The 20860-nt window shown below is 70.8% G+C and carries 21 protein-coding genes; 15 read left to right on the top strand and 6 right to left on the bottom strand.

Going from position 1 to position 20860, the window contains the following annotated elements:
* Positions 1–86: 86 nt before the first annotated feature.
* Positions 87–1478, top strand: coding sequence for a M1 family metallopeptidase (locus OG885_RS14495; protein WP_405730979.1), 1392 nt, complete (start codon positions 87–89; stop codon positions 1476–1478).
* A gap of 46 nt (positions 1479–1524) precedes the next feature.
* On the top strand, positions 1525–2181 hold the full coding sequence (locus OG885_RS14490) for a trimeric intracellular cation channel family protein (RefSeq protein ID WP_405730977.1): 657 nt from the start codon (positions 1525–1527) through the stop codon (positions 2179–2181).
* On the opposite strand, the gene OG885_RS14485 is transcribed toward OG885_RS14490, so the two are convergent.
* Positions 2090–3313, bottom strand: coding sequence for an alpha/beta hydrolase (locus OG885_RS14485; RefSeq protein WP_405730975.1), 1224 nt, complete (start codon positions 3311–3313; stop codon positions 2090–2092). The two genes, OG885_RS14490 and OG885_RS14485, sit on opposite strands and share 92 nt — an antisense overlap.
* 154 nt (positions 3314–3467) lie before the next feature.
* Here OG885_RS14485 and OG885_RS14480 point away from each other — a divergent pair, with 154 nt between their 5' ends.
* From OG885_RS14480 to OG885_RS14470, 3 genes are all read left to right on the top strand, one after another.
* Positions 3468–4322 (top strand): thioesterase family protein, encoded by an 855-nt coding sequence (locus tag OG885_RS14480; protein ID WP_405730973.1) that lies wholly within the window; start codon positions 3468–3470, stop codon positions 4320–4322.
* A gap of 23 nt (positions 4323–4345) precedes the next feature.
* Positions 4346–5341 carry a helix-turn-helix transcriptional regulator gene (locus OG885_RS14475; RefSeq protein ID WP_405730971.1) on the top strand — a complete coding sequence of 332 codons (996 nt, stop codon included), beginning with the start codon at positions 4346–4348 and terminating at the stop codon, positions 5339–5341.
* Between the two features lie 119 nt (positions 5342–5460).
* On the top strand, positions 5461–5853 hold the full coding sequence (locus tag OG885_RS14470) for a hypothetical protein (RefSeq protein WP_405730969.1): 393 nt from the start codon (positions 5461–5463) through the stop codon (positions 5851–5853).
* 76 nt (positions 5854–5929) lie between these two features.
* Here OG885_RS14470 and OG885_RS14465 read toward each other — a convergent pair whose 3' ends face one another.
* Entirely contained in the window at positions 5930–6556 is a 627-nt protein-coding gene (locus tag OG885_RS14465; RefSeq protein WP_399966533.1) for a TetR family transcriptional regulator, read from the bottom strand.
* Between the two features lie 146 nt (positions 6557–6702).
* Between OG885_RS14465 and OG885_RS14460 the strand changes: the two genes are divergently transcribed.
* Genes OG885_RS14460 through OG885_RS14450 form a run of 3 tightly spaced genes read left to right on the top strand, consistent with a single transcriptional unit; the run spans position 6703 to position 8403 of the window.
* On the top strand, positions 6703–6867 hold the full coding sequence (locus OG885_RS14460) for a hypothetical protein (protein ID WP_405730967.1): 165 nt from the start codon (positions 6703–6705) through the stop codon (positions 6865–6867).
* A gap of 35 nt (positions 6868–6902) precedes the next feature.
* Positions 6903–7187: a DUF4190 domain-containing protein gene (locus OG885_RS14455; RefSeq protein ID WP_405730965.1), complete on the top strand. Its 285-nt coding sequence runs from the start codon at positions 6903–6905 to the stop codon at positions 7185–7187.
* Positions 7188–7239: 52 nt separating this feature from the next.
* Entirely contained in the window at positions 7240–8403 is a 1164-nt protein-coding gene (locus OG885_RS14450) for a cysteine desulfurase family protein (protein ID WP_405730963.1), read from the top strand.
* Positions 8404–8549: 146 nt separating this feature from the next.
* Here the strand turns inward: OG885_RS14450 and OG885_RS14445 are convergent, their stop codons facing one another.
* Positions 8550–10118, bottom strand: a complete 1569-nt coding sequence (locus tag OG885_RS14445; RefSeq protein ID WP_405730961.1) for a multicopper oxidase family protein — start codon at positions 10116–10118, stop codon at positions 8550–8552.
* 216 nt (positions 10119–10334) lie between these two features.
* Positions 10335–11000 carry an N-acetylmuramoyl-L-alanine amidase gene (locus OG885_RS14440; protein ID WP_405730959.1) on the bottom strand — a complete coding sequence of 222 codons (666 nt, stop codon included), beginning with the start codon at positions 10998–11000 and terminating at the stop codon, positions 10335–10337.
* A 60-nt stretch (positions 11001–11060) separates the two neighbouring features.
* Between OG885_RS14440 and mnmA the strand changes: the two genes are divergently transcribed.
* Entirely contained in the window at positions 11061–12188 is a 1128-nt protein-coding gene (mnmA, locus tag OG885_RS14435) for a tRNA 2-thiouridine(34) synthase MnmA (RefSeq protein ID WP_405730957.1), read from the top strand.
* Here the strand turns inward: mnmA and OG885_RS14430 are convergent.
* A complete protein-coding gene (locus OG885_RS14430; RefSeq protein WP_405730955.1) occupies positions 12178–12960 on the bottom strand; it encodes an alpha/beta fold hydrolase in 783 nt (260 codons plus the stop codon). The two genes, mnmA and OG885_RS14430, sit on opposite strands and share 11 nt — an antisense overlap.
* A gap of 29 nt (positions 12961–12989) precedes the next feature.
* Positions 12990–13316 (bottom strand): DUF427 domain-containing protein, encoded by a 327-nt coding sequence (locus OG885_RS14425; protein ID WP_405730953.1) that lies wholly within the window; start codon positions 13314–13316, stop codon positions 12990–12992.
* Positions 13317–13367: 51 nt separating this feature from the next.
* On the opposite strand from OG885_RS14425, the gene OG885_RS14420 reads away from it, so the two are divergent.
* From OG885_RS14420 to OG885_RS14395, 6 genes are all read left to right on the top strand, one after another.
* Entirely contained in the window at positions 13368–13907 is a 540-nt protein-coding gene (locus tag OG885_RS14420; protein WP_405730951.1) for a TIGR00730 family Rossman fold protein, read from the top strand.
* Positions 13908–13923: 16 nt separating this feature from the next.
* Positions 13924–14613 (top strand): SDR family oxidoreductase, encoded by a 690-nt coding sequence (locus OG885_RS14415; RefSeq protein ID WP_405730949.1) that lies wholly within the window; start codon positions 13924–13926, stop codon positions 14611–14613.
* 4 nt (positions 14614–14617) lie between these two features.
* On the top strand, positions 14618–15004 hold the full coding sequence (locus tag OG885_RS14410) for a hypothetical protein (protein ID WP_405730947.1): 387 nt from the start codon (positions 14618–14620) through the stop codon (positions 15002–15004).
* Between the two features lie 37 nt (positions 15005–15041).
* Positions 15042–16049 carry a methionine synthase gene (locus tag OG885_RS14405; RefSeq protein ID WP_405730945.1) on the top strand — a complete coding sequence of 336 codons (1008 nt, stop codon included), beginning with the start codon at positions 15042–15044 and terminating at the stop codon, positions 16047–16049.
* 15 nt (positions 16050–16064) lie between these two features.
* On the top strand, positions 16065–18257 hold the full coding sequence (ligA, locus tag OG885_RS14400; RefSeq protein WP_405730943.1) for an NAD-dependent DNA ligase LigA: 2193 nt from the start codon (positions 16065–16067) through the stop codon (positions 18255–18257).
* Between the two features lie 270 nt (positions 18258–18527).
* A complete protein-coding gene (locus OG885_RS14395) occupies positions 18528–20777 on the top strand; it encodes a putative bifunctional diguanylate cyclase/phosphodiesterase (RefSeq protein ID WP_405730941.1) in 2250 nt (749 codons plus the stop codon).
* Positions 20778–20860: the final 83 nt, after the last annotated feature.

Raw genomic sequence — 20860 nt, 5'->3', positions numbered from 1 at the left:
TTAGCAAAGTCATGCACATGCCCGACCGGGAGGGTCCAGAGTCGTCCGTGTCCGACTTATCGGTACACGCTCGAAAGGGACGACACATGAGACTCTCCCGTTCGGCACAATTAGGGGCCATCGCCACGGCGGTGGCCTCTTTCTGCGTCATCGCGGCCGCCCCCGCTCCGTCACCCGGAGCGGCCGGCGTAGGCGACCCCTACTTCCCGCTCCTCGGCAACGGCGGCTTCGACGCCCGCCACTACGACCTCGACGTGGCGTACAACCCGGACACCGACCGCCTCGACGGCCGTACGACCCTCACCGCCCGCGCCACCCAGAACCTCTCGTCCTTCGACCTCGACCTCCAGCAGTTGGAGGTCACGCGCGTCGAAGTGAACGGCAAGCGGGCCCAGTTCACCCGCGACGGCGACGAACTGCGCGTCACCCCGCGAGGAGCGCTCCCCAAGGGGCGGGACTTCACCGTCCGGGTGACCTACGGCGGCGTACCCGAACCGCTCGGCGGCCCGATCGTGTTCGGCTCCGACTACGGGTGGATGAAGACCGCCGACGGTGTCTTCGTCGCCTGTGAACCCAACGCCGCCTCCACCTGGTTCCCGTCCAGCGACCACCCCGACGACAAGGCGACGTACGACATCCGGATCAAGGCGCCCAAGGGCCTGACCGGTGTCTCCAACGGCCGGCTCGTCTCGACGTACGACAAGGGCGACTCGACGTACACCCACTGGCGCGAGAGCAAGCCGATGGCGACCTATCTCGCGACCGCGACGATCGGGAAGTTCGACGTCCGCACCGGCACCACCCCCGCCGGCACCCCGATCTACGTCGCGATCGACCCCGTCCTCGCCAACAGCAACAACGTCGACGTGTACGCCGTCACGGCCGCCGCCACCGACTACTGGTCCGAGGTCTTCGGGCCGTATCCCTTCGAGGAGACCGGTGCGATCGTCGACGACATGCCCGAGGCGGGGTTCTCGCTGGAGGTGCAGTCGAAACCGGTCTACTCGGCCGTGCGCAGCGAGACGACGATCGTGCACGAGCTGGCCCACCAGTGGTTCGGCGACTCGGTGTCGGTGGAGCGCTGGAAGGACATCTGGCTCAACGAGGGCTTCGCCACATACGCGCAGTGGCTGTGGGCCGAGCACCAGGGCACCCGCAGCGCCCACGACTCGTTCCTGGCCGGGTACAACGCCCGCCCGGCCGACGCCCCCTTCTGGCAGGTCACCGTCGGCGACCCGCAGCGCGACACCATGTTCGCCTCCGCCGTCTACCAGCGCGGCGCGATGACGCTCCAGGTGCTGCGCGAGCGCATCGGCGACGCGGCCTTCTTCAAGCTGCTGCCGGCCTGGACGAAGATCCACCGCTACGGCAACGCGAACACGGCGGACTTCATCCGGCTCGCGGAGAAGGTCTCGGGGCAGCAGCTGGACGACCTGTTCCAGATCTGGCTGTTCACCACAGGGAAACCGACCCTCTGAGCCTTGCATTGCAAGGGTAACCACCATGTTCAGGTAAGAATGTGGGGTGCTTGAGCAACTGTTCAGTCCTTCCGTCCAGCACACGCTCGACGTGATCGGCATCTTCGTCTTCGCCATCTCGGGCGCGCTGCTGGCCGTGCGCAAGAACTTCGACGTCTTCGGCATCGCCGTCCTCGCCGAGGTCACCGCGCTGGGCGGCGGGCTGTTCCGGGACCTGATCATCGGTGCCGTACCGCCCGCCGCCTTCACGGACCTGGGGTACTTCATCACCCCGCTGCTCGCCGCGCTCCTGGTCTTCTTCCTGCATCCGCAGGTGGAGCGCATCCAGCTCGGCGTGAACGTCTTCGACGCGGCGGGCCTCGGCCTGTTCTGTGTGACCGGGACGACGAAAGCGTACGACTACGGGCTCGGCCTCACCCAGTCCGCCACCCTCGGTCTCGCCACCGCGGTCGGCGGGGGTGTGCTGCGGGACGTGCTCGCCAACGAGGTGCCCTCGCTGCTGCGCTGGGACCGCGACCTGTACGCGGTCCCGGCGATCGTCGGCGCCACCATGGTGGTGCTCTGCATCCGTTACGACGTCCTGAACCCCTTCACCAGCTCTCTCGCGGTCGTCACGGCCTTCGTGCTGCGGCTGCTGGCGATGCGGTACCACTGGCGAGCTCCGCGGGCCTGGAACCGGCGCTCGACCGTGAGCGAGGAGTAGTCCCGCCGGCCCGGCCGTGCAGCAGTCCCATCTCCTCGGTCAGCCAGCGGAACGCCGGGACCACCTGGGGCCGCCACAGCGCCATGTTGTGGCCGCCCGCGCTCCTCGGGACGTAGACGACGTGCACGGTCGTCGGGGCTTTCGCGATCTGTTCGAGGCCGGCGGCCGCCTCGTAGCCGTCGCCGGGCTGGCCCGACTGGTAGAGCGCGACCGCGGGCGGGGTACGGGCGTCGCGCAGCAGGACGTAGGGGTTGTTGGCGCGGCGCAGGGCGGGCGTCTCGGCGGCCAGCGAGGTGCGTTCACCGATGGGGTCGTTGTAGCCGGACATGCTGATCGCGGCCCGGTAGCGGTCGGGGTGGGCGACGGCGAGCTTGGTCGCGCAGTGCCCGCCCGCGGAGTACCCGGCGGCGGCCCAGCCGGCCGGGCCCGGCTGGGCGCGGAAGTTGTCCGTGACCATCTTCGGCACGTCGACACTGAGCCAGCTGTCGGCGTTCACCGTGCCCGTGATGTTGGCGCACCCGGTGTCGACCCCGGCCAGCAGGTTCATGCGCGGGGCGACCAGGATGAACGGCGCCACCCTGCCGTCGCGCATGAGGGGTCGCAGCTGGTTCACCGCGTGCAGTGAACCGAACCAGGCCTTCGCCGAGCCCGGGTAGCCCGACAGCAGCTCCACCACGGGGAACTTGTGGTGCCGGTAGGCGGCCTGGCGGTACTGCGGGGGCAGCCAGACGTAGACCTCGGCGTTCACGCCCGACACCCGGCCCTTGAGCTGGGTGACCCGGACGCCGCCCATGCCCGGGCCGGAGGCGGTGGTGAAGCGCTGATGGACCCTGGGCAATCGTTTCAGCGCGATACCGCCGGTGCCGTCGGCGCCCAGGTTCGCGGCCTGCTGGACGTGGTCGCCGGTGCCGATGAGGTCGGCCCAGTTGTCGTACAGGTTGTTCTCGTTGTTGACCAGCACGAAGACGAGCGCGACCGCGGTGCCCTGGGCGAACAGCACCATCAGCAGCCGGCCCAGGGCGCGCAGTGGCTTCGGCCCGCGCAGTCGCGACCACAGCGCGAGCGGGAGCAGGACGGCGACGACGGACAGCACGATCAGCGTGTAGAGGAACGCGGTCCCGGTGAGGCTCATGTCCCTAGAGAGGGGGCGGCGGGGCCCCGGGTTGAGGGACGACTACGGACACTTACCAGGAAATTGCCCGGTTCTCACCCTCCTGGTCGGCTTGACCTCGGCTCGGGTCGGCCAAAAGCTACCGCTTAGTAATCACTTGTTGTACCGTTCAGGCATGCCAGAAGCAGCCTCCGCCACGCGTGCCAGGATCGGCGACAGCGAGTTCGACCGGGACACCGCGGTCACCCGTCGCGAGCCCGGTGTCTACGACATCGACCTCTCCGCCGGCTGGACGATCATCAGCGCCGTCAACGGCGGCTATCTGCTGGCCGTCCTCGGCCGCGCCCTCGCGGACGCCCTGCCGCACCCCGATCCGTTCACGATCTCCGCGCACTACCTCACCGCGTCCCAGCCGGGCCCCGCGGTGATCCGCACGGACGTGGTCCGCACCGGCCGCACCCTCTCCACCGGCCAGGCCTCGCTCTTCCAGTACGACGAGCAGGGCGCCGAGGTCGAGCGCATCCGCGTCCTCGCCTCCTACGGCGACCTGGACTCCCTCCCGGACGACGTCCGTACGGCGGCGAAGCCCCCGGTGTTCCCGCCCATGGACCAGTGCTTCGGCCCCGATGACGGGCCCGCCCCCGTCGAGGGCAGCTCGGCCATCACCGAGCGCCTGATGCTCAAGCTGGACCCCTCGACCCTGGGCTGGGCCCTCGGCGCCCCGTCCGGCAAGGGCGAGATGCGCTCCTGGTTCGGCCTCGCCGACGGCCGCGACGCCGACCCGCTCTCGCTGCTCCTCGCGGTGGACGCGCTGCCGCCGACCGCCTTCGAGATCGGCATCAAGGGCTGGGTCCCGACGGTCGAACTCACCGTCCACGTCCGCTGCCGCCCGGCGCCGGGCCCGCTGCGCGTCTCCATCACCACCCGCAACCTCGCCGGCGGCTTCCTGGAGGAGGACGCCGAGGTCTGGGACAGCGCCGACCGACTGGTCGCCCAGTCACGGCAGTTGGCGCGGGCCAAGCTGGCCTGAGGGGCGGGAGGCATCCTGGTGCCGTGAAGTCCGACCGGCTCCTGTCCATCCTGCTGCTCCTCCAGACCTGCGGCCGGGTTCCCGCCCCCGAACTCGCCGACCGGCTGGACGTGTCCGTGCGCACCATCTACCGGGACATCGAGGCGCTGTCCGCCGCCGGCGTCCCGGTCTACGCCGAACGCGGCCGGCACGGCGGCATCGAACTCCTCGCGGGCTTCCGCACGGACGTCACCGGACTGACCGCCGACGAGTCCCGCGCCCTGTTCGTCCTGGCCGCGCAGGGCGCCCACGCCGCCCTCGGCCTCGACGCGGCGCTCGGCTCCGCGCTGCGCAAGGTGATGGCGGCCCTCCCGGCCCCGCACCGCCCCGCCGCCGACGTGGCCTCCCGCCGCATCCTGGTCGACGCCACCCGCTGGCAGGGCGGCCCCCAGGCCGCCGTCGACCTGGGCGTGTTGCAGGACGCGGTGTTCTCCGACCGCCGACTGCGGCTGCGCTACCGGCACAGCGGGGAACAGGAGAACCGGACGTACACGGTCGACCCGTACGGCCTCGTCGCCAAGGCGGGCGTCTGGTACCTGGTCGCGGACCGGCGGGCGAAGCCGCGGCTGTTCCGCGCGGACCGGGTGCGCTCGGCGGCCGTGCTGGCGGACGCCGTACGGCGGCGGCCGGGAGTCGAACTCGCCGACGCCTGGGAGGTGTTGCGCCGCCAGGTCGAGGAACGCCCCGGCGGCATCGACGTCGTCGTCCGCGTCCGGCGCGACCGGCTCGACCTGTTCCGGCGGATGACGGCCGGCCGGCTGACCGAGTCCCCGGAGGACGACGGGGGTGACTGGGTGACCGCCCGGCTGTCCTACGGCGTCGTCGCCGAGGCCCGTCAACTCCTCGCGTTCTCCGACCGCGTGGAGGTCCTCTCGCCGCCGGAGGTGCGCGAGGAGCTGGCCCGGGCGGCCGCTTCTGTCACGGACCTGTACCAGCGAGTAGGTCGGGATCCGGAAGAAAACCCCAGCTCAGAGGCGTGACTTGGGATCCGCTTTGCCCTACGCACAGGCCGGGGACAGCGCGGGCCCAAGGAAGCCCTAAGCCGCGTTGATTGAGTGCCCGCCTCAAGACTCCCTCATCTTTCTTGGAGTTGTTTCTCATGAAGCGTGTGCGTCTCGTCCCCGCAGTGGTCCTGCTGGCGCTCTCGCCCCTCGCCCTGGTGGCCTGTGGCTCGGGCGACTCGTCGTCCTCCTCGAACAGCGGCAACTCCGGACAGCAGTCCTGTCAGGCCCCGTCCGGCGCGCCCAGCGGCAACCCCTCGGGCATGCCGTCCGGCGCCCCGTCGGGTGCCCCCACGGCCAACGGCACCGCCCAGCCGTCCGGCGCGCCCTCAGGTGCGCCTTCGGGGATGCCCAGCGGTGGGCCGGGAGGCGGTCAGGGCGGCCCCGGCGGCGGCCAGGGCGGCGGCTGCGGTGGCCCCGGCGGCGGTGGCGGTGCGGCGCCCAGCGGTGCGCCGAGCGGGCAGCCGTCGGAGTCGGCCACGAAGAGCTGACCCGACGCGTCGTGCGACGAGGGGCGGCACTCCCGGTGAACGGGGGTGCCGCCCCTCGTCGTCGAGGCTCTCCGGCTCAGCTGCGCCAGTGCTCCCGGCCGATGCTGATGAGACGCATCTGACGGGTGGCGACCTGCGCGACCCGCTCCCGCTCCTCGGCAGGGCCCTCCAGCGCCTCCAGGAACAGCGAGGCCGTGATCAGCATCTGGTCGACGTACAGGTTGGCGAGCATGAGGAGGTCGTCCTCGCTCCAGCCCGCCGACTCCGGATCCTTGGCCAGCTCGTCCTTCACCTCCTGGCCGAACCTGGCCAGTTGCTCCCGGATGGCGTTCCGTACCGGCTGGACCCCGCCATGTCGTTCCCGGGCGATAAAACGGACATGAGCGGGGTACGCGTCCACGTGACGGGCGATCAGCTCGACGGCGCGCTCTATGCGTTGTTCGCTGTCGTCCGCCGTGGACACCGTCGTCCGGATCATCGGGTGCAGGCTGCCCAGCGCCTCCTCGACCAGTGCCGTGCCGAGATCCGCCGTGGAGCGGAAGTGCCGGTAGAAGGCGGTCGGGGCGACGCCGACCGCGCGGGTGACCTCGCGCAGGCCCAGGCTGCTCAGACTCTGCTCCTCCAGCAGGCCCAACGCGGCGTCGAGGAGCGCCTGTCGGGTCTTCTGCTTCTGGGCCTGCCGGATGCCGAGGGTGTGACTCATGTCATCAGTAAACAACTGTTCTCTGTAATTGAGAAGCCGTCATGCGCGCTAGACTCTGTAGTCAGTGAACAACTGTTACTACAACTGTTCACCGAAACGTAACGAGAGATGCCCACGAGGGGTGTCTCGGAGGGGGTTTGCATCCCATGCTGTTCCTCGTCGCCGCACTCCTGCTCTTCGGTGCCGTCCTGGGCACCGTGGCCCACGCGCCGCTGACCTTCACCGCCGTCGCCGCCGCCGTGATCGCCGGCTGGCTCGGCATCTTCGCGCTCCGCGAGCGCCACGCACGCCGTCACGGCTCGACCCACTGATCCGCAGACTCACCCGTCCTGGGGGACTGATCACCATGCAGCTCACCGCATCGCGCACCGACAGCGCCACCACCGCCACCCGCCCGGCCGGCCGCGACGCCGACGGCATGGCCGTGGCCGCCTTCATCCTCGGCCTCGTAGGCCTCCTCGTCCTCAACGTCTTCCTCGGCCCCGTCGCCATCGCCCTGGCGAGCGTCGCCCTGTGGCGCGGCACCGCCCGTCGTGGCCGCGCCTTCCTCGGCCTGGGTCTCGGCGTCGCCGACCTGCTCGTCCTGGTCGCCGCCATGCAGATGGACAGCACGGTGTCCTGGAGCTTCTAGGGGCGGGCCTGAAAACCGGGCCCAGCGACCGGGCCCGTAGAATCGGGTCACCATGGCTTACCTCGACCACGCCGCGACCACCCCGATGCTTCCCGAGGCAGTCGAGGCACTCGCCGCACAGCTGGCCGTCACCGGCAACGCCTCCGCCCTCCACGCGGCCGGCCGCCGTGCGAGGCGCACCGTCGAGGAGTCCCGTGAGGCGCTCGCCGAATCCCTAGGCGCCCGCCCCAGCGAGGTCGTCTTCACCTCCGGTGGCACCGAGGCCGACAACCTCGCCGTGAAGGGCCTGTACTGGTCCCGCCGCGACGCCGACCCGGCCCGCACCCGGGTGCTCGCCAGCCCCGTGGAGCACCACGCCGTCCTCGACGCCGTCCACTGGCTCGGCGAACACGAGGGCGCCACCGTCGAGTACCTCCCGGTCGACGCGTACGGCCGCGTCCACCCCGACGCCCTGCGCGAGGCCATCGCCCGCGACCCCGACGACGTGGCCCTCGCCACCGTCATGTGGGCCAACAACGAGATCGGCACCATCCTGCCGGTCCGCGAACTGGCGGACGTCTGCGCCGAGTTCGGTGTCCCGCTGCACGCCGACGCGGTCCAGGCCTACGGCCAGATCCCCGTCGACTTCGCCGCCTCGGGACTGGCCGCGATGACCGTCTCCGGCCACAAGGTCGGCGGCCCCTACGGCATCGGCGCCCTGCTGCTGGGCCGCGAGTACACCCCTGTCCCCGTCCTGCACGGCGGCGGTCAGGAGCGCCATGTCCGCTCCGGCACCCTCGACGTCCCCGCCATCGCGTCCTTCGCCGTCGCCGGCCGGCTGGCCGCCGAGCAGCGCGAGTGGTTCGCCCGCGAGATCGGCGCCCTGCGCGACGCGCTCGTCGAGGCGGTCCGTACGGCGGTCCCGGACGCGATCCTCGGCGGCGACCCGGTGGACCGGCTTCCCGCCAACGCCCACTTCACGTTCCCGGGCTGCGAGGGCGACTCCCTGCTGCTGCTGCTCGACGCCCAGGGCATCGAGTGCTCCACCGGCTCCGCCTGCACCGCCGGCGTCGCCCAGCCCAGCCATGTCCTCCTGGCCACCGGCACCGACCCCGACCTGGCCCGCGGCACCCTCCGCTTCTCCTTCGGCCACACCTCCACCGAGGCGGACGTGGAGGCGGTGGCCAAGGCCATCGGCCCGGCGGTGGAACGGGCGCGGGCGGCGGGGCTGACGTAGCGCGGGGGCCTCGCCCAGTGTCGACAGTAAGGGCGATTTCGTCGATTCCTTGCCGGGAATGCGGCCAGGTGTCGACGATGAGCCTGTGGCTGCCGTCGGCGCTTCCACTGCCGGCGGCAGCCCGCTCATGAGGCCGCAGGGGCCAGTCAGCTCTCCGTGACCATCAGGGACGCCATCATGCCCTCGTCCTCGTGCTGGAGCAGATGGCAGTGGAGCATGTACATGTACGTGTCGTCGGCGAAGTCGGTGAACTCCATCGCGATCACGATGGTCCCGCCACCGACGACCTCATAGGTGTCCCGCCAGCCGAGGTCGACCCCGGTGGGGGCCTCCCCGTTGATCGACACCAACTGGTACGGAACGTCGTGCAGATGGAACGAGTGCTCCAGCTGACTGGCGTTGGTGACGGTCCAGATCTCCTTGGCGCCCAGCGTGGTGCTGATCATGGCCATGCTGGACATGGTGAGACCGGCCGAACCGTTGATCTTCATGGTCGCGCCCGTGTTGCTGAGCGTGATGGTGCGGGCCGTGAAGTCGCTGGTGTCGTACCGCTCGATGGTGTTGAGAGTGCTCGGCAGGTCGTCCGGGGTGTCGGTGCCGCCCGCGTTGACGGTGAGGAAGTCGAAGGTGCCGGAACCGCCGCGGATCCAGCCCGTGGTGATGACGACCTGGAGGGTGACGTCCTCGGTGACGTCCATGACGAACTCGGCGCGGGAACCCGCGACCAGCCGGATCGTCGTCACCTCGGCCGCCTCCGTCAGATAGCCCTGCTCGGTGGCGATCTGGGTGAGCGTGCCGCCGTCGCTGCGCTGGAGAGTGATGATGTCCGACGGTGAGGCGTTGAGCGCGCGGAAGCGGGTGCGGGTCTTGGTGGCGGTGAAGCCGAGCGTGGTGTCGTCGACGTTGGTGCCGTTCACCAGGACCGGGAAACTGAGACCGCTGCTGAGATAACCGGTCTGGTCGTACTTGATGTCCCCGGCGCTGTCGACCGCCAGGCACTGGAAGATCAGCGGGATGTCGTCCACGCCGTACTCGCTCGGCAGCGCGGCGGAGACGTCCGAGTCGTCCTCGACGATGATCATCCCGGCCAGGCCGTGCACGGCCTGCTTGGCCGTGGTGCCCAGGGCGTGCGGGTGGTACCAGAGGGTCTTGGCCTCGTCCAGGACCGTGAAGGTGGGCTCCCAGGTCGCCCCCGCGGAGAAGGCGTTCTGCGGGCCGCCGTCCATGCTGGGCGGGACGTGCGCGCCGTGGAAGTGGACGGTGGTCTCCTCGTCGAGACCGTTGGTGATGTCCAGCGCGACGACGTCGCCCTTGGTCCACTTCATGGTCGGGCCGAGGAACGACTGGTTGTAGCCGGCCGTCGAGCTGGTGACCCCGCTCAGCACCTCGCTGGTGCCGGTCTGCGCCTCCAGGGTGTAGGTGGTGGTGCCGTCGCTGGTGGTGCCCTCCAGCAGCTCCGGAATGGTCAGGGTGCCGTCCGCCGCGGCCGCCCGGTTGCTGTTGCCTTCCGTGAGCAGGGAGAAGACGGCGCCTGCCGCGCCGACGGCTGCCAGTCCCGCGGCGCCGGCCACGCCGCCGAGGAACTTCCGCCGGTGCAGCCCCTTGCGGCCGCCGCCCTCCTTCGTGTGCTCGCCCTTGACGCCCCGCTCTCTGCTCGCGTGGGCGTCCTTGCGCTGCTGTCCCGCGCCGGAGGCGGGATCGGTGGTGTGGGTCATGGCTGAGGAGCATCGGACCCGGGACTGTGGGACAACTAGGCCGAAGTGGGGAGCGAGCCAGGGAGCCTGTGGACCCTGAAGGCCCCTTGCCGGCCCTCAACTCCCTTGAAGAAAAGCCAAGTTGGCACGTCGCAGGTCAGGTCAGGGATAGGGGACACAACGGGCGGCCGCGCTCCTTACGGGGCGGCATCTGTGTGACCTGTGTCACGGGGCTCGTCAGGCGGCGGCGGTGCGCGCCTCGCGCACCAGCTTCATGTACCGGTCCCAGTCCCAGTGTTCGCCCGGGTCGGTGTGGTCCGTGCCCGGCACCTCAACATGGCCGATGATGTGCTCGCGGTCGACGGGTATGTCGTAGCGCGCGCAGATCCTCGCCGTCAGACGCGCCGAGGCCGCGTACATCGCGTCCGTGAAGTCCTGCGGCCGGTCCACGAAGCCCTCGTGCTCGATGCCGACACTGCGTTCGTTGTAGTCGCGGTTGCCCGCGTGGTACGCCACGTCCAGCTCGCGGATCATCTGGGTGACCCGGCCGTCCTGGCCGACTATGTAGTGCGCCGCCGCCTGGTGCCCCGGGTCCTGGAAGGCCTTCACCGCGCTGGCGAGGCTGCCCTGGGTGACATGGACGATCACCATGTCTATCGCGTAGTCGTCGGGCCGGTCCGCGCGCCGCCAGTTCGCGTCGGAGGCGGCCACCCACTTCGCGCCCCGATAGTCGACCGCGCCCTTCACCCGCGGCTTCTCCACCCCCGGCGTACGCCACCACAGCCGCGCCAGCTCGTCCCGGGCCAGCAGACCGGTGCCCACCGCGGCGGCCGCCCCGCCGATCAGCAGCGCGCGGCGCCCGATGCGCCGGTCGCCGTCCTTGGATGCCTCTGTCGCCCCCATGTGATCGTGAACGGATACTCGTGGGCTCCGGTTCCCGCGCCCCCGTACCCTGGAGGAGTTATGACTCACTCCACGCAGCGCCCCCTTCGTGTCCTCGCCGCCATGTCCGGCGGCGTGGACTCCGCCGTCGCCGCCGCCCGCGCCGCCGAGGCCGGCCATGACGTGACCGGTGTCCACCTCGCCCTGTCGGCGAACCCGCAGTCGTTCCGCACGGGCGCGCGTGGCTGTTGCACCATCGAGGACTCACGCGACGCCCGCCGCGCGGCCGACGTCATCGGCATCCCGTTCTACGTCTGGGACCTCGCCGACCGCTTCCGCGAGGACGTGGTCGAGGACTTCGTCGCCGAGTACGAGGCCGGGCGCACCCCCAACCCGTGTCTGCGCTGCAACGAGAAGATCAAGTTCGCGGCCCTGCTCGACAAGGCGCTGGCGCTCGGCTTCGACGCGGTCTGCACGGGCCACTACGCCCAGGTGATCGTCCGTGAGGACGGCTCCCGCGAGCTGCACCGCGCCTCCGACATGGCGAAGGACCAGTCGTACGTCCTCGGCGTTCTGGACGAGAAGCAGCTGGCCCACGCCCTCTTCCCGCTCGGCGACACGGTGACGACGAAGGACGAGATCCGCGCCGAGGCCGAGCGCAGGGGACTGGCGGTCGCCAAGAAGCCCGACTCCCACGACATCTGCTTCATCGCCGACGGCGACACCCAGGGCTTCCTCGCGAACCGGCTCGGCAAGGCCGAGGGCGACATCCTCGACGAGTCCGGCTCGAAGGTCGGCACCCACGAGGGCGCGTACGGCTTCACCATCGGCCAGCGCAAGGGCCTGCGCATCGGCACCCCGGCCGCCGACGGCAAGCCGCGCTACGTCCTCGACATCTCCCCGGTGGACAACACGGTGACGGTCGGCCCGGCCGCGTCCCTGGACGTGAGCGCCCTCACCGCGATCAAGCCCCGCTGGTGCGGCACGGCCCCGACCGGCCCCGGCATCTACACCGCCCAGCTCCGCGCCCACGGCGGCGAGACCGAGGTGACCGCTGAACTGGTCGACGGCGAGCTGCGGGTGTCCTTCACTGAGCCGGTCCGCGGCATCGCTCCCGGCCAGGCGATCGTGCTGTACGACGGCACGCGCGTGGTGGGCTCGGCGACGATCGCGACGACCACGCGCGCGACGGCCGCCGCTACCGCGTGAAGTAGTCGGCGAGCACCGGAGCCAGGGCGTTCGGATCCACCATGTGGGTCTGACCCGCCAGGTTCCGGTACGAGCCTTGCGGCACCGTCTCCGCGACCGCCCGCGTGGCCTCCTGGAGCCAGTCGGGGCTCGCGCCGCCCGCGACGGCCAGGACGGGGACGGTGATCGAGGCCAGCCGCTCCCGGGGCAGCAGACCGTCGCCCATGACGGCGTTGTCGTAGGCGAGACTCGGTGCGGCGGCCTCCATACCGGCCCACATGGGGGACTGGCGGGCGCCCTGGATCATCTCGTCGGGCATGCCGGTGAGCCGGAGGAACAGCTCGACCGCGTCCCCACGGCGGCCCTCCGCCAGCGCCGCCGTCAGGTTCTCGGTGTACTCGGCGCGCTCCTTCGCACCCTGCTCGGAGAAGTCGGCGAACGGTGTCTCGTACACGGCGACCTTGCGCACCGGCAGCCCGCTCGCCGCCGCCTCCAGCACCAGCGCCCCGCCGGACGAGACGCCCCACAGGCACGCCTCGCCACCCACTGCCTCGATCAGCGCACCGAGATCCTCGACCTCACGCGCCACCGCGTAGGGCGCCGTGTCGCCGCTCTCGCCGCGGCCCCGCCGGTCGTACCAGAGGACCGTGAAACGGTCGGAGAGGGCCGCTGCCAGGGGTGCGACGGTGCCACCGGTGGACATCGCGCCGCTGATCAGGATGACTGCCGGGCCATGGCCGCCGAGCTCGTAGGCGATCGACGTGCCGTCCCGGGAGAGAGTCTTCTTGTCCATGCCTGTGGAGACTGCCACCGGCCGGGGAACTAATCGGTGATTTCGACCTCGTAGAAGCAGAGGTGGTCCCTGATCCGGGCGACGTCCGGCTTGGGGTCGGGATAGGACCACACCAGGTCCGCCGCGTCCGGCAGCGACCAGTAGGACGCCGTGCCCTTGAACGGGCAGTAGGTGTGGGTGTCGGACGGGGTCAGGAGGTCGAGGCGGACGTCCTCGGCGGGTATGTAGTACCGCACCGGACTGCCCGTCTCCCTGAGGACCAGCGGTCGTCGGGTCTCCGCGAGGACCTGGTCGCCGTGCACCACGCGCACGTGCTGGTCGCCTTGCTCGATGGTGATCGTGTGTCCTGAGGCCATGGGAGGAAGAGCGCTCGCGGGCCCCCGGTTCTTCCCGCGTACGGTGGCCTCATGCGTATCTGTGTCTTCCTCTCCGCCGCCGACCTCGACGACCGTTACACGCGCCCCGCGCGTGAGTTCGCGAAACTGCTGGGCAAGGGCGGGCACACGCTCGTATGGGGCGGCTCGGACGTCGGCCTGATGAAGGTCGTCGCCGACGGCGTGCAGGAGGCGGGCGGCCGGCTCGTCGGGGTGTCGGTGGAGTTCCTCGCCGCCAAGGTCCGCCCCGGCGTCGACGAGATGGTGATCGCCAAGGACCTCGCCGAGCGCAAGAGGCTGCTCCTGGAGAAGGCCGACGCGGTCGTGATCATGGTGGGCGGCACCGGCACGCTCGACGAGGCCACCGAGATCCTGGAGCTGAAGAAGCACGGCCACACCGACAAGCCGGTGGTCCTGCTCAACACCGCGGGCTTCTACGACGGGTTGAAGGAGCAGTTCCGCCGCATGGAGGACGAGGGCTTCCTGCCGCTCCCGCTGACCGACCTGGTGTTCTTCGCGGAGGAGCCGGTGGGGGCGCTCGCGTACCTGGAGGAGGGCCAGGGCATCGCGTAGTGCGACGATGACGACCATGGCTACACATGTGATCACCGGGGCGGGCTCCGGCATCGGCGCGGCCGTCGCGCGCCGCCTCCACGCGCGCGGCGACGACCTCGTCCTCCACGCGCGCGACGCGGGCCGTGCGAAGGAACTGGCGGCGGAGTTCCCCGGCGCGACGACGCTCGTGGGCGACCTGGCGGACCCGGACAAGCTGTCCTGGGCCTTCTCCCACCAGTCGCTGCCCGACTGGGTCGACTCACTCCTGCACATCGCCGGAGTCGTCGACCTCGGCCCGGTCGGCGACCTCACCCCGAAGTCCTGGCGCCACCAGCTGAACGTCAACCTCGTCTCCCCGGCCGAGCTGACCCGCCACTTCCTGCCCCAACTCCGCGTCGCCCGCGGCCATGTGGTGTTCGTGAACTCGGGCGCGGGCCTCAACGCCCACGCCGACTGGTCCGCGTACGCCGCGTCCAAGCACGGCCTGAAGGCCCTCGCCGACTCCCTGCGCCACGAGGAGCACGGCAACGGCGTCCGGGTCACCTCGGTCTACCCCGGCCGCACGGCGAGCCCCATGCAGGCCAAGGTCCACCAGCAGGAGGGCAAGGAGTACGACGCCTCGAAGTGGATCGACGCCGAGTCGGTGGCGACGACGATCCTGATGGCACTCGACCTGCCCAGGGACGCGGAGGTCAACGATCTGACGGTCCGGCCGGGCCGGTGAGCCGATGACGGGCGGGCGCGGGAGCGGCGCGGAGATCCAGGCCTGGCTGGACGACGTCTGGAGCCGAACCGAGGCCGCGGTCGTCGTCCGGGGCGGCGACGACGGCGGGCCGCTCGCCCGTCGCGAGATCCTCGCCGAGTTCTACGACGACGAGGCCCTCGCGGAACTGCGCCGCCTGACCACGACCGGTGTCTTCCAGGACGACATCTGCCGCTGCCACGGCAGCGTGACGGTCGCTCTGCTGGACGCCACAGGGGCGTTCATCGGCAGCGGCAGTCACCACGGCGGGACCGACATCTCCTGGGAACGCGCGAGGTTCCGCAACAACCTCGAAGTCGCCGACCCGCAGGGGCTGCTCGACTTCCTCGACCGGCACGGAGTCCATGGCTGACGAGCTCGGCCCCCTGGGCATTACGTAGGCTTCCCTGGTGAGTGAGAGCAAGCAGTTCACCTTCGCCCCCGCCACCGGCATCGGCTCCCTGCCCGGCGGGGACGCCCGGGAAGCCGCCAGGACGGCCACGGGCTCTTTCGAGGACTTCCCGTTCCTGCCCGAGCTCCCCGCCCGCGGACCCGGCGCCGACATGATCGGCCGCAGCGCGGGGATGCTCGTCGAGCTGTACGCGCGCGTGGAGCCCAGCGGCTGGCGGCTCGGGGACCGGCCGGGCCGGGACACCAGACGGGCGTGGTCGTGGCTCGGCGAAGACCTCGACGCGCTGGAGGAGTTCACCCAGGGGTACGAGGGACAGCTGAAGGTGCAGGCCGTCGGCCCCTGGACCCTCGCCACCGCCCTGGAACTGAGGAACGGCGAGTCCGTCCTCTCCGACGCGGGCGCCTGCCGCGACCTCGCCGGCTCGCTCGCCGAGGGACTGCGGCAGCATCTCGCCGAGGTGCGGCGCAGGGTCCCCGGTGCCCAGCTCGTCCTCCAGCTCGACGAGCCCTCGCTCATCGCCGTGCTCCGCGGGCACGTCAAAACCGCCAGCGGCTACCGCACCCACCGCGCCGTCGACCGGCAGGTCGTCGAGTCCACGCTCCGCGACGTCGTCGGGGTTCACGGCGAAGGGCCCGTCGTGGTCCACTCGTGCGCACCGGACGTCCCGTTCGCCCTGCTGCGCCGGGCGGGCGCGGCGGCGATCTCCTTCGACTTCTCGCTCCTCACCGAGCGTGACGACGACGCGATCGGTGAGGCCGTGGAAGGGGGTACCCGGCTCTTCGCCGGTGTCGTACCGGGCACGGACTCGGGATTGTCAGACCCTGCCGGTAGCGTCATGGGTGTCAGGACGCTGTGGCGCAGGCTGGGGCTGCATCCGGGGCTTCTCGCGGAGGCGGTGACGGTCACTCCGGCGTGCGGCCTCGCGGGGGCCTCCCCGCAGTACGCGCGCAGGGCGCTCGCCCACTGCGTCCAGGCGGCGAGATCTCTCGCGGACAACCCAGAGTAACGGGAGGACAACACGGTGGCCGGCGACAAGCAAGCGGAGACGACGGTGCCCGCGGAGGCGCGGGAGCAGCACGCGCAGCTCGCTGAGCAGATCGAGGAGCACCGCTTCCGGTACTACGTGAAGGACGCGCCCGTCATCAGTGACGCGGACTTCGACAAGCTGTTGCGGTCCCTGGAGGCGCTGGAGGACGAGTACTCGGAGCTGCGCACGCCCGACTCGCCGACCCAGAAGGTCGCGGGGGCGTACGAGACCGAGTTCACGTCCGTCGAGCACCGCTCGCGCATGCTCTCCCTCGACAACGCCTTCAGCGACGAGGAGCTGGCCGCCTGGGCCGAGCGGGTCGCCAAGGACGTCGGCGGCGCCGACTACCACCTCCTGTGCGAGCTGAAGGTCGACGGCCTCGCCGTCAACCTCACCTATGAGCACGGGCGGCTCACGCGCGCGGCGACCCGCGGCGACGGCCGCACCGGAGAGGACATCACGCCCAACGTCCGCACCATCGCCGAGATCCCGGACCGTCTCAAGGGCGACAAGGTGCCCGACCTGGTGGAGATCCGCGGCGAGGTCTACTTCCCGATGGAGAAGTTCGAGGAGCTCAACGCCCGCCTGGTCGAGGCCGGCGACAAGCCCTTCGCCAACCCGCGCAACGCGGCGGCCGGTTCCCTGCGCCAGAAGGACCCGCGCGTCACCGCCACCCGCCCGCTCCACATGGTGGTCCACGGCATCGGCGCCCTGGAGGGCTTCGACGGCATGACCCGCCTCTCCCAGGGCTACGACCTCCTCAAGACCTGGGGCCTGCCCACCGCCCAGCACAACAGGGTGGTCGACGACCTCGACGGCGTACGGGAGTTCATCGCGTACTTCGGCGAGAACCGGCACTCGGTGGAGCACGAGATCGACGGGGCGGTCGTCAAGCTCGACGAGATCCGCCTCCAGGGCCGCCTCGGCTCCACCGCACGCGCGCCGCGCTGGGCGATCGCCTACAAGTACGCGCCGGAAGAGGTGAACACCAAGCTGATCGACATCAAGGTCGGTGTCGGTCGAACCGGTCGCGTGACGCCGTACGCCCAGGTCGAACCGGTGACGGTGGCGGGCTCCGAGGTCGAGTTCGCCACCCTCCACAACCAGGACGTCGTCAAGGCCAAGGGCGTCCTCATCGGCGACACGGTGGTGCTGCGCAAGGCCGGTGACGTCATCCCGGAGATCCTCGGCCCGGTCGTCGACCTGCGGGACGGCAGCGAGCGGGAGTTCGTGATGCCGGCCGAGTGCCCGGAGTGCGGGACGCCGCTGAAGGCCATGAAAGAGGGCGACATCGATCTGCGGTGTCCCAACGCCCGCACCTGCCCGGCCCAGTTGAGGGAGCGTGTCTCCTATCTCGCGGGCCGGGAGTGCCTGGACATCGAGCACTTCGGCGACGTGGTCGCCGCCGCGCTCACCCGGCCGCTGGAGCCCACGGATCCGCCGCTCGTCGACGAGGGCGACCTGTTCGACCTGACCGTCGAGAAGCTGCTCCCGATCAAGGCATACGTCCGCGACAAGGACAGCGGCCTGCCCAAGCGCGACCCCAAGACGGGCGAGGAGAAGGTCGTCACCGTCTTCGCCAACCAGGAGGGCGAGCCGAAGAAGAACACGCTGGCGCTCCTCAAGAACATCGAGGAGGCCAAGAGCCGTCCGTTCGCCCGGTTCCTCAACGGGCTCTCGATCCGCCATGTCGGACCCGTGGCAGCCCAGGCGCTGGCCCGTGAGTTCCGCTCGATCGAGCGGATCGAGCAGGCCACCGAGGAGGAGCTGACCAACACCGACGGCGTGGGCGGGATCATCGCCAAGTCTGTGAAGGAGTGGCTGGCCGAGGACTGGCACCGCGAGATCGTCCGCAAGTGGAAGGCGGCCGGAGTCTCCTTCGAGGAGGAAGGCACCGGCGAGGACGAGGGCCCCCGCCCCCTCGAAGGGCTCACCGTCGTCGTCACCGGCACCCTGGAGAACTTCACCCGCGACGGCGCCAAGGACGCCCTTCAGTCGCGCGGAGCGAAAGTGACCGGTTCTGTTTCCAAGAAGACGTCTTTCGTGGTTGTGGGTGACAATCCTGGTTCGAAGTACGACAAGGCGATGCAGCTCAAGGTGCCTGTTCTGAACGAGGACGGCTTCACCGTCCTGCTGGAACAGGGTCCGGAAGCAGCCGCCGAAGTCGCACTTCCCATCGAGGAGTAGGGCGGAGCAGCGGTTGAAGGCCACCCGATCGGCGCATACCAGATGCATACGGGTGGCCGGGGCGCATTCGGGCAACCGTCGACGACCGCTGCCCGTGGAAGCCTTCTGCGGCCTACTGTTGAGACGTGCGCCTGCCGTGCCCAGCTGCGGTTGGGGCAACCCCGTGCTCCTCAGGAGCACGGGGCAGGGTTTTCCAACGCGGCGCCGTAGCGGGTTTGTCGGGCAACGGGCCGCGTGGCGTGGGCACCGCCGGCTGTGAGAGGGACGGGAATGGAACCGACCGAGAGCGCCGCCCCGTACTCACGGCTGCGCCGGATGGCCGGCGCATGGCGGGGGAGCCGCCGGGCGACGGGCACCGCGGAGCGCCCGCGCGACGAGGGGCGAGCCACCGGACCCACCATGCCCGCCGGACCGTACACCACCGTGGACGACCGCACCGCCCAGCTCACCGCCGACCGCACCCCCGGACTGCCCGGGGCCGAGCACGAGCGGCATCTGTCCTGGCCCGCGCTGCCCGCCGGGGTCGTCGCGGCGGCCGGGTTCGTGCTGGGGGCGGGGTTCTACCGGGCGTTCACCGGAAGCCACGCCCTCTTTCCGTCCGGCGCCGTCGGCTGGGCCCTCGCCGTGCTGACCGGCGTCATCGTCGGCCACCTGGTCGCGCTCGGCCGCGCCCGCTGGTGGGGCGGCACCGGCTCCGGCGCCGCGCTCACCCTCGCCGTCCTGATCCTCTACGGCTGGGTCCCGGCCGGCATGGTCAGCCTCACCGTCGTCGTCCTGGTCGGCATAGCCAGGCGCCACCGCTGGCGGCAGGGCGTCCTGCACGGCGCGGTGGACATCCTCGGCATCGCCACCGGCGCGCTGATACTCGCCGCCTTCGGCCGCGTACCGACCGTCGAAACCCCCTGGAACCCCGACACCTGGACCCTCTACACGGTCCCCGAGATCGTCCTCGTCGCGGCCACCTATCTCGCGGTCACCCGCACCCTGCTGTGGTACCTGCACGCCCCACGCACCGGCGGACTGCCCACGGTCGCCCGCACCGCCCTGGTCAGACAGGGCCTGGTCGCGGTCGCGCTGCTCGGCATCGCCCCGCTGGTCTGCGTCGTCGCCGTGGCCAAGCCGGTGCTGCTGCCGCTGTTCTCGATACCGCTGATAGCCCTCGACTCCACCCTGTGGATGGCCCGGGCCCGCGCCGAGGAACAGCTGCGCGACCCGCTCACCGGGCTCCCCAACCGGCAGTGGCTCCTCGAACGCATCTGGACCGCCCTGGACGACGCCGAACGCATCGGCGCCCGCTCGGCCCTCATGCTCATCGACCTCGACCGGTTCCGGTCGGTCAACGACACCCTCGGCCACCTCGCCGGTGACCGACTGCTCCTCCAGATAGCCGACCGGCTGCAACAGGCCCTGCCGCGCGGAGCGGAGGCCGCGCGGCTCGGCGGTGACGAGTTCGCCGTCTTACTGCCGGTCGCCGACTCCACGACGTCCGCGACCCGCGTCGCCCGCAACCTCGTCGCGGCCCTCAGCTCCCCGCTCGACCTCGACGGGCTCACCCTCGTCCTGGAGGCCAGCGCCGGCGTCGCCGTCTTCCCCGACCACGCCCTGGAGGCCGAGGGCCTGCTGCGCCGGGCGGACGTGGCGATGTACCAGGCGAAGCGGGACCGTACGGGCGTCGAGGTCTACGAGTCCAAGCGGGACTCGAACACCCCAGACCGGCTCGGTCTGCTGGGCGACCTCCGCCGCGCACTCGACGCCCACGAGGTCGAGCTGCACTACCAGCCCAAGGTCCGCTTCGACGGACAGGTGGCGGGCCTCGAAGCCCTGGTCCGCTGGGTGCACCCGGAGCGCGGGAAGGTGCCGCCGGACGAGTTCATCGCCATCGCCGAGTCCTCCGGGCTGATGCCCCATCTCACGGAGTACGTCCTCGACACCGCGCTCGCCCAGGTCGCCCAGTGGCGCGCCCAGGGGCTGTACGTCCCGGTCGCGGTCAACGTCTCCCCACGCGACGTGCACACCCCCGGTTTCGCGGGTTCGGTCGCCGCCCGCCTGGCCCGCCACGGTGTCCCCGCGGGCTCGCTCCAGCTGGAGATAACGGAACACGTGCTGCTCGAGGACCCGCAGCGCGCCGCCGACACCCTCGCCGGGCTGACCGGCCACGGCGTGAAGATGTCCCTCGACGACTTCGGCACCGGCTACTCCTCACTGGTGCATCTGCGTCGGCTCCCGGTCAGCGAACTGAAGATCGACCGCTCGTTCGTGGCCCGTCTCGCCGTCGACACCGAGGACGCCGAGATCGTGCGCTGCACCGTCGACCTCGCCCATTCCCTCGGCCTGCTGGTCGTCGCCGAGGGCGTCGAGGACGACGAGACCTGGGAACGCCTGCGAGACCTGGGCTGCGACGCCGTACAGGGCTGGCTGGTGGCCGCCGCGATGCCGCCGGAGGAGACGACGGCGTGGCTGCGGGCCAGGGGTTCGCGGGGCTGGCAGCGGCCGAAGGCGGCCTTGCCCGCGGCGGAGTGAACACCCCCTCCGAATCCGTTTAACGGCCAGAGGCACTCGCCCCATAGGATTGGCCCCAAACCACACGCACTCACCCCCAGAGG

The organism is Streptomyces sp. NBC_00028 (genome assembly GCF_045041065.1).
Classification (GTDB): domain Bacteria; phylum Actinomycetota; class Actinomycetes; order Streptomycetales; family Streptomycetaceae; genus Streptomyces.
The sequence above is the reverse complement of the archived record's forward strand: the minus strand, read 5'-3'. Positions and strand labels throughout refer to the sequence as shown.

Coding starts and splice junctions, on each gene's coding strand:
- OG885_RS14495 (WP_405730979.1), top strand. CDS start 87: ATGAGACTCTCCCGTTCGGCACAATTAGGGGCCATCGCCACGGCGGTG.
- OG885_RS14485 (WP_405730975.1), bottom strand. CDS start 3,313: ATGAGCCTCACCGGGACCGCGTTCCTCTACACGCTGATCGTGCTGTCC.
- OG885_RS14480 (WP_405730973.1), top strand. CDS start 3,468: ATGCCAGAAGCAGCCTCCGCCACGCGTGCCAGGATCGGCGACAGCGAG.
- OG885_RS14470 (WP_405730969.1), top strand. CDS start 5,461: ATGAAGCGTGTGCGTCTCGTCCCCGCAGTGGTCCTGCTGGCGCTCTCG.
- OG885_RS14465 (WP_399966533.1), bottom strand. CDS start 6,556: ATGAGTCACACCCTCGGCATCCGGCAGGCCCAGAAGCAGAAGACCCGA.
- OG885_RS14460 (WP_405730967.1), top strand. CDS start 6,703: ATGCTGTTCCTCGTCGCCGCACTCCTGCTCTTCGGTGCCGTCCTGGGC.
- OG885_RS14455 (WP_405730965.1), top strand. CDS start 6,903: ATGCAGCTCACCGCATCGCGCACCGACAGCGCCACCACCGCCACCCGC.
- OG885_RS14450 (WP_405730963.1), top strand. CDS start 7,240: ATGGCTTACCTCGACCACGCCGCGACCACCCCGATGCTTCCCGAGGCA.
- OG885_RS14445 (WP_405730961.1), bottom strand. CDS start 10,118: ATGACCCACACCACCGATCCCGCCTCCGGCGCGGGACAGCAGCGCAAG.
- OG885_RS14440 (WP_405730959.1), bottom strand. CDS start 11,000: ATGGGGGCGACAGAGGCATCCAAGGACGGCGACCGGCGCATCGGGCGC.
- mnmA (WP_405730957.1), top strand. CDS start 11,061: ATGACTCACTCCACGCAGCGCCCCCTTCGTGTCCTCGCCGCCATGTCC.
- OG885_RS14430 (WP_405730955.1), bottom strand. CDS start 12,960: ATGGACAAGAAGACTCTCTCCCGGGACGGCACGTCGATCGCCTACGAG.
- OG885_RS14425 (WP_405730953.1), bottom strand. CDS start 13,316: ATGGCCTCAGGACACACGATCACCATCGAGCAAGGCGACCAGCACGTG.
- OG885_RS14420 (WP_405730951.1), top strand. CDS start 13,368: ATGCGTATCTGTGTCTTCCTCTCCGCCGCCGACCTCGACGACCGTTAC.
- OG885_RS14415 (WP_405730949.1), top strand. CDS start 13,924: ATGGCTACACATGTGATCACCGGGGCGGGCTCCGGCATCGGCGCGGCC.
- OG885_RS14410 (WP_405730947.1), top strand. CDS start 14,618: ATGACGGGCGGGCGCGGGAGCGGCGCGGAGATCCAGGCCTGGCTGGAC.
- OG885_RS14395 (WP_405730941.1), top strand. CDS start 18,528: ATGGAACCGACCGAGAGCGCCGCCCCGTACTCACGGCTGCGCCGGATG.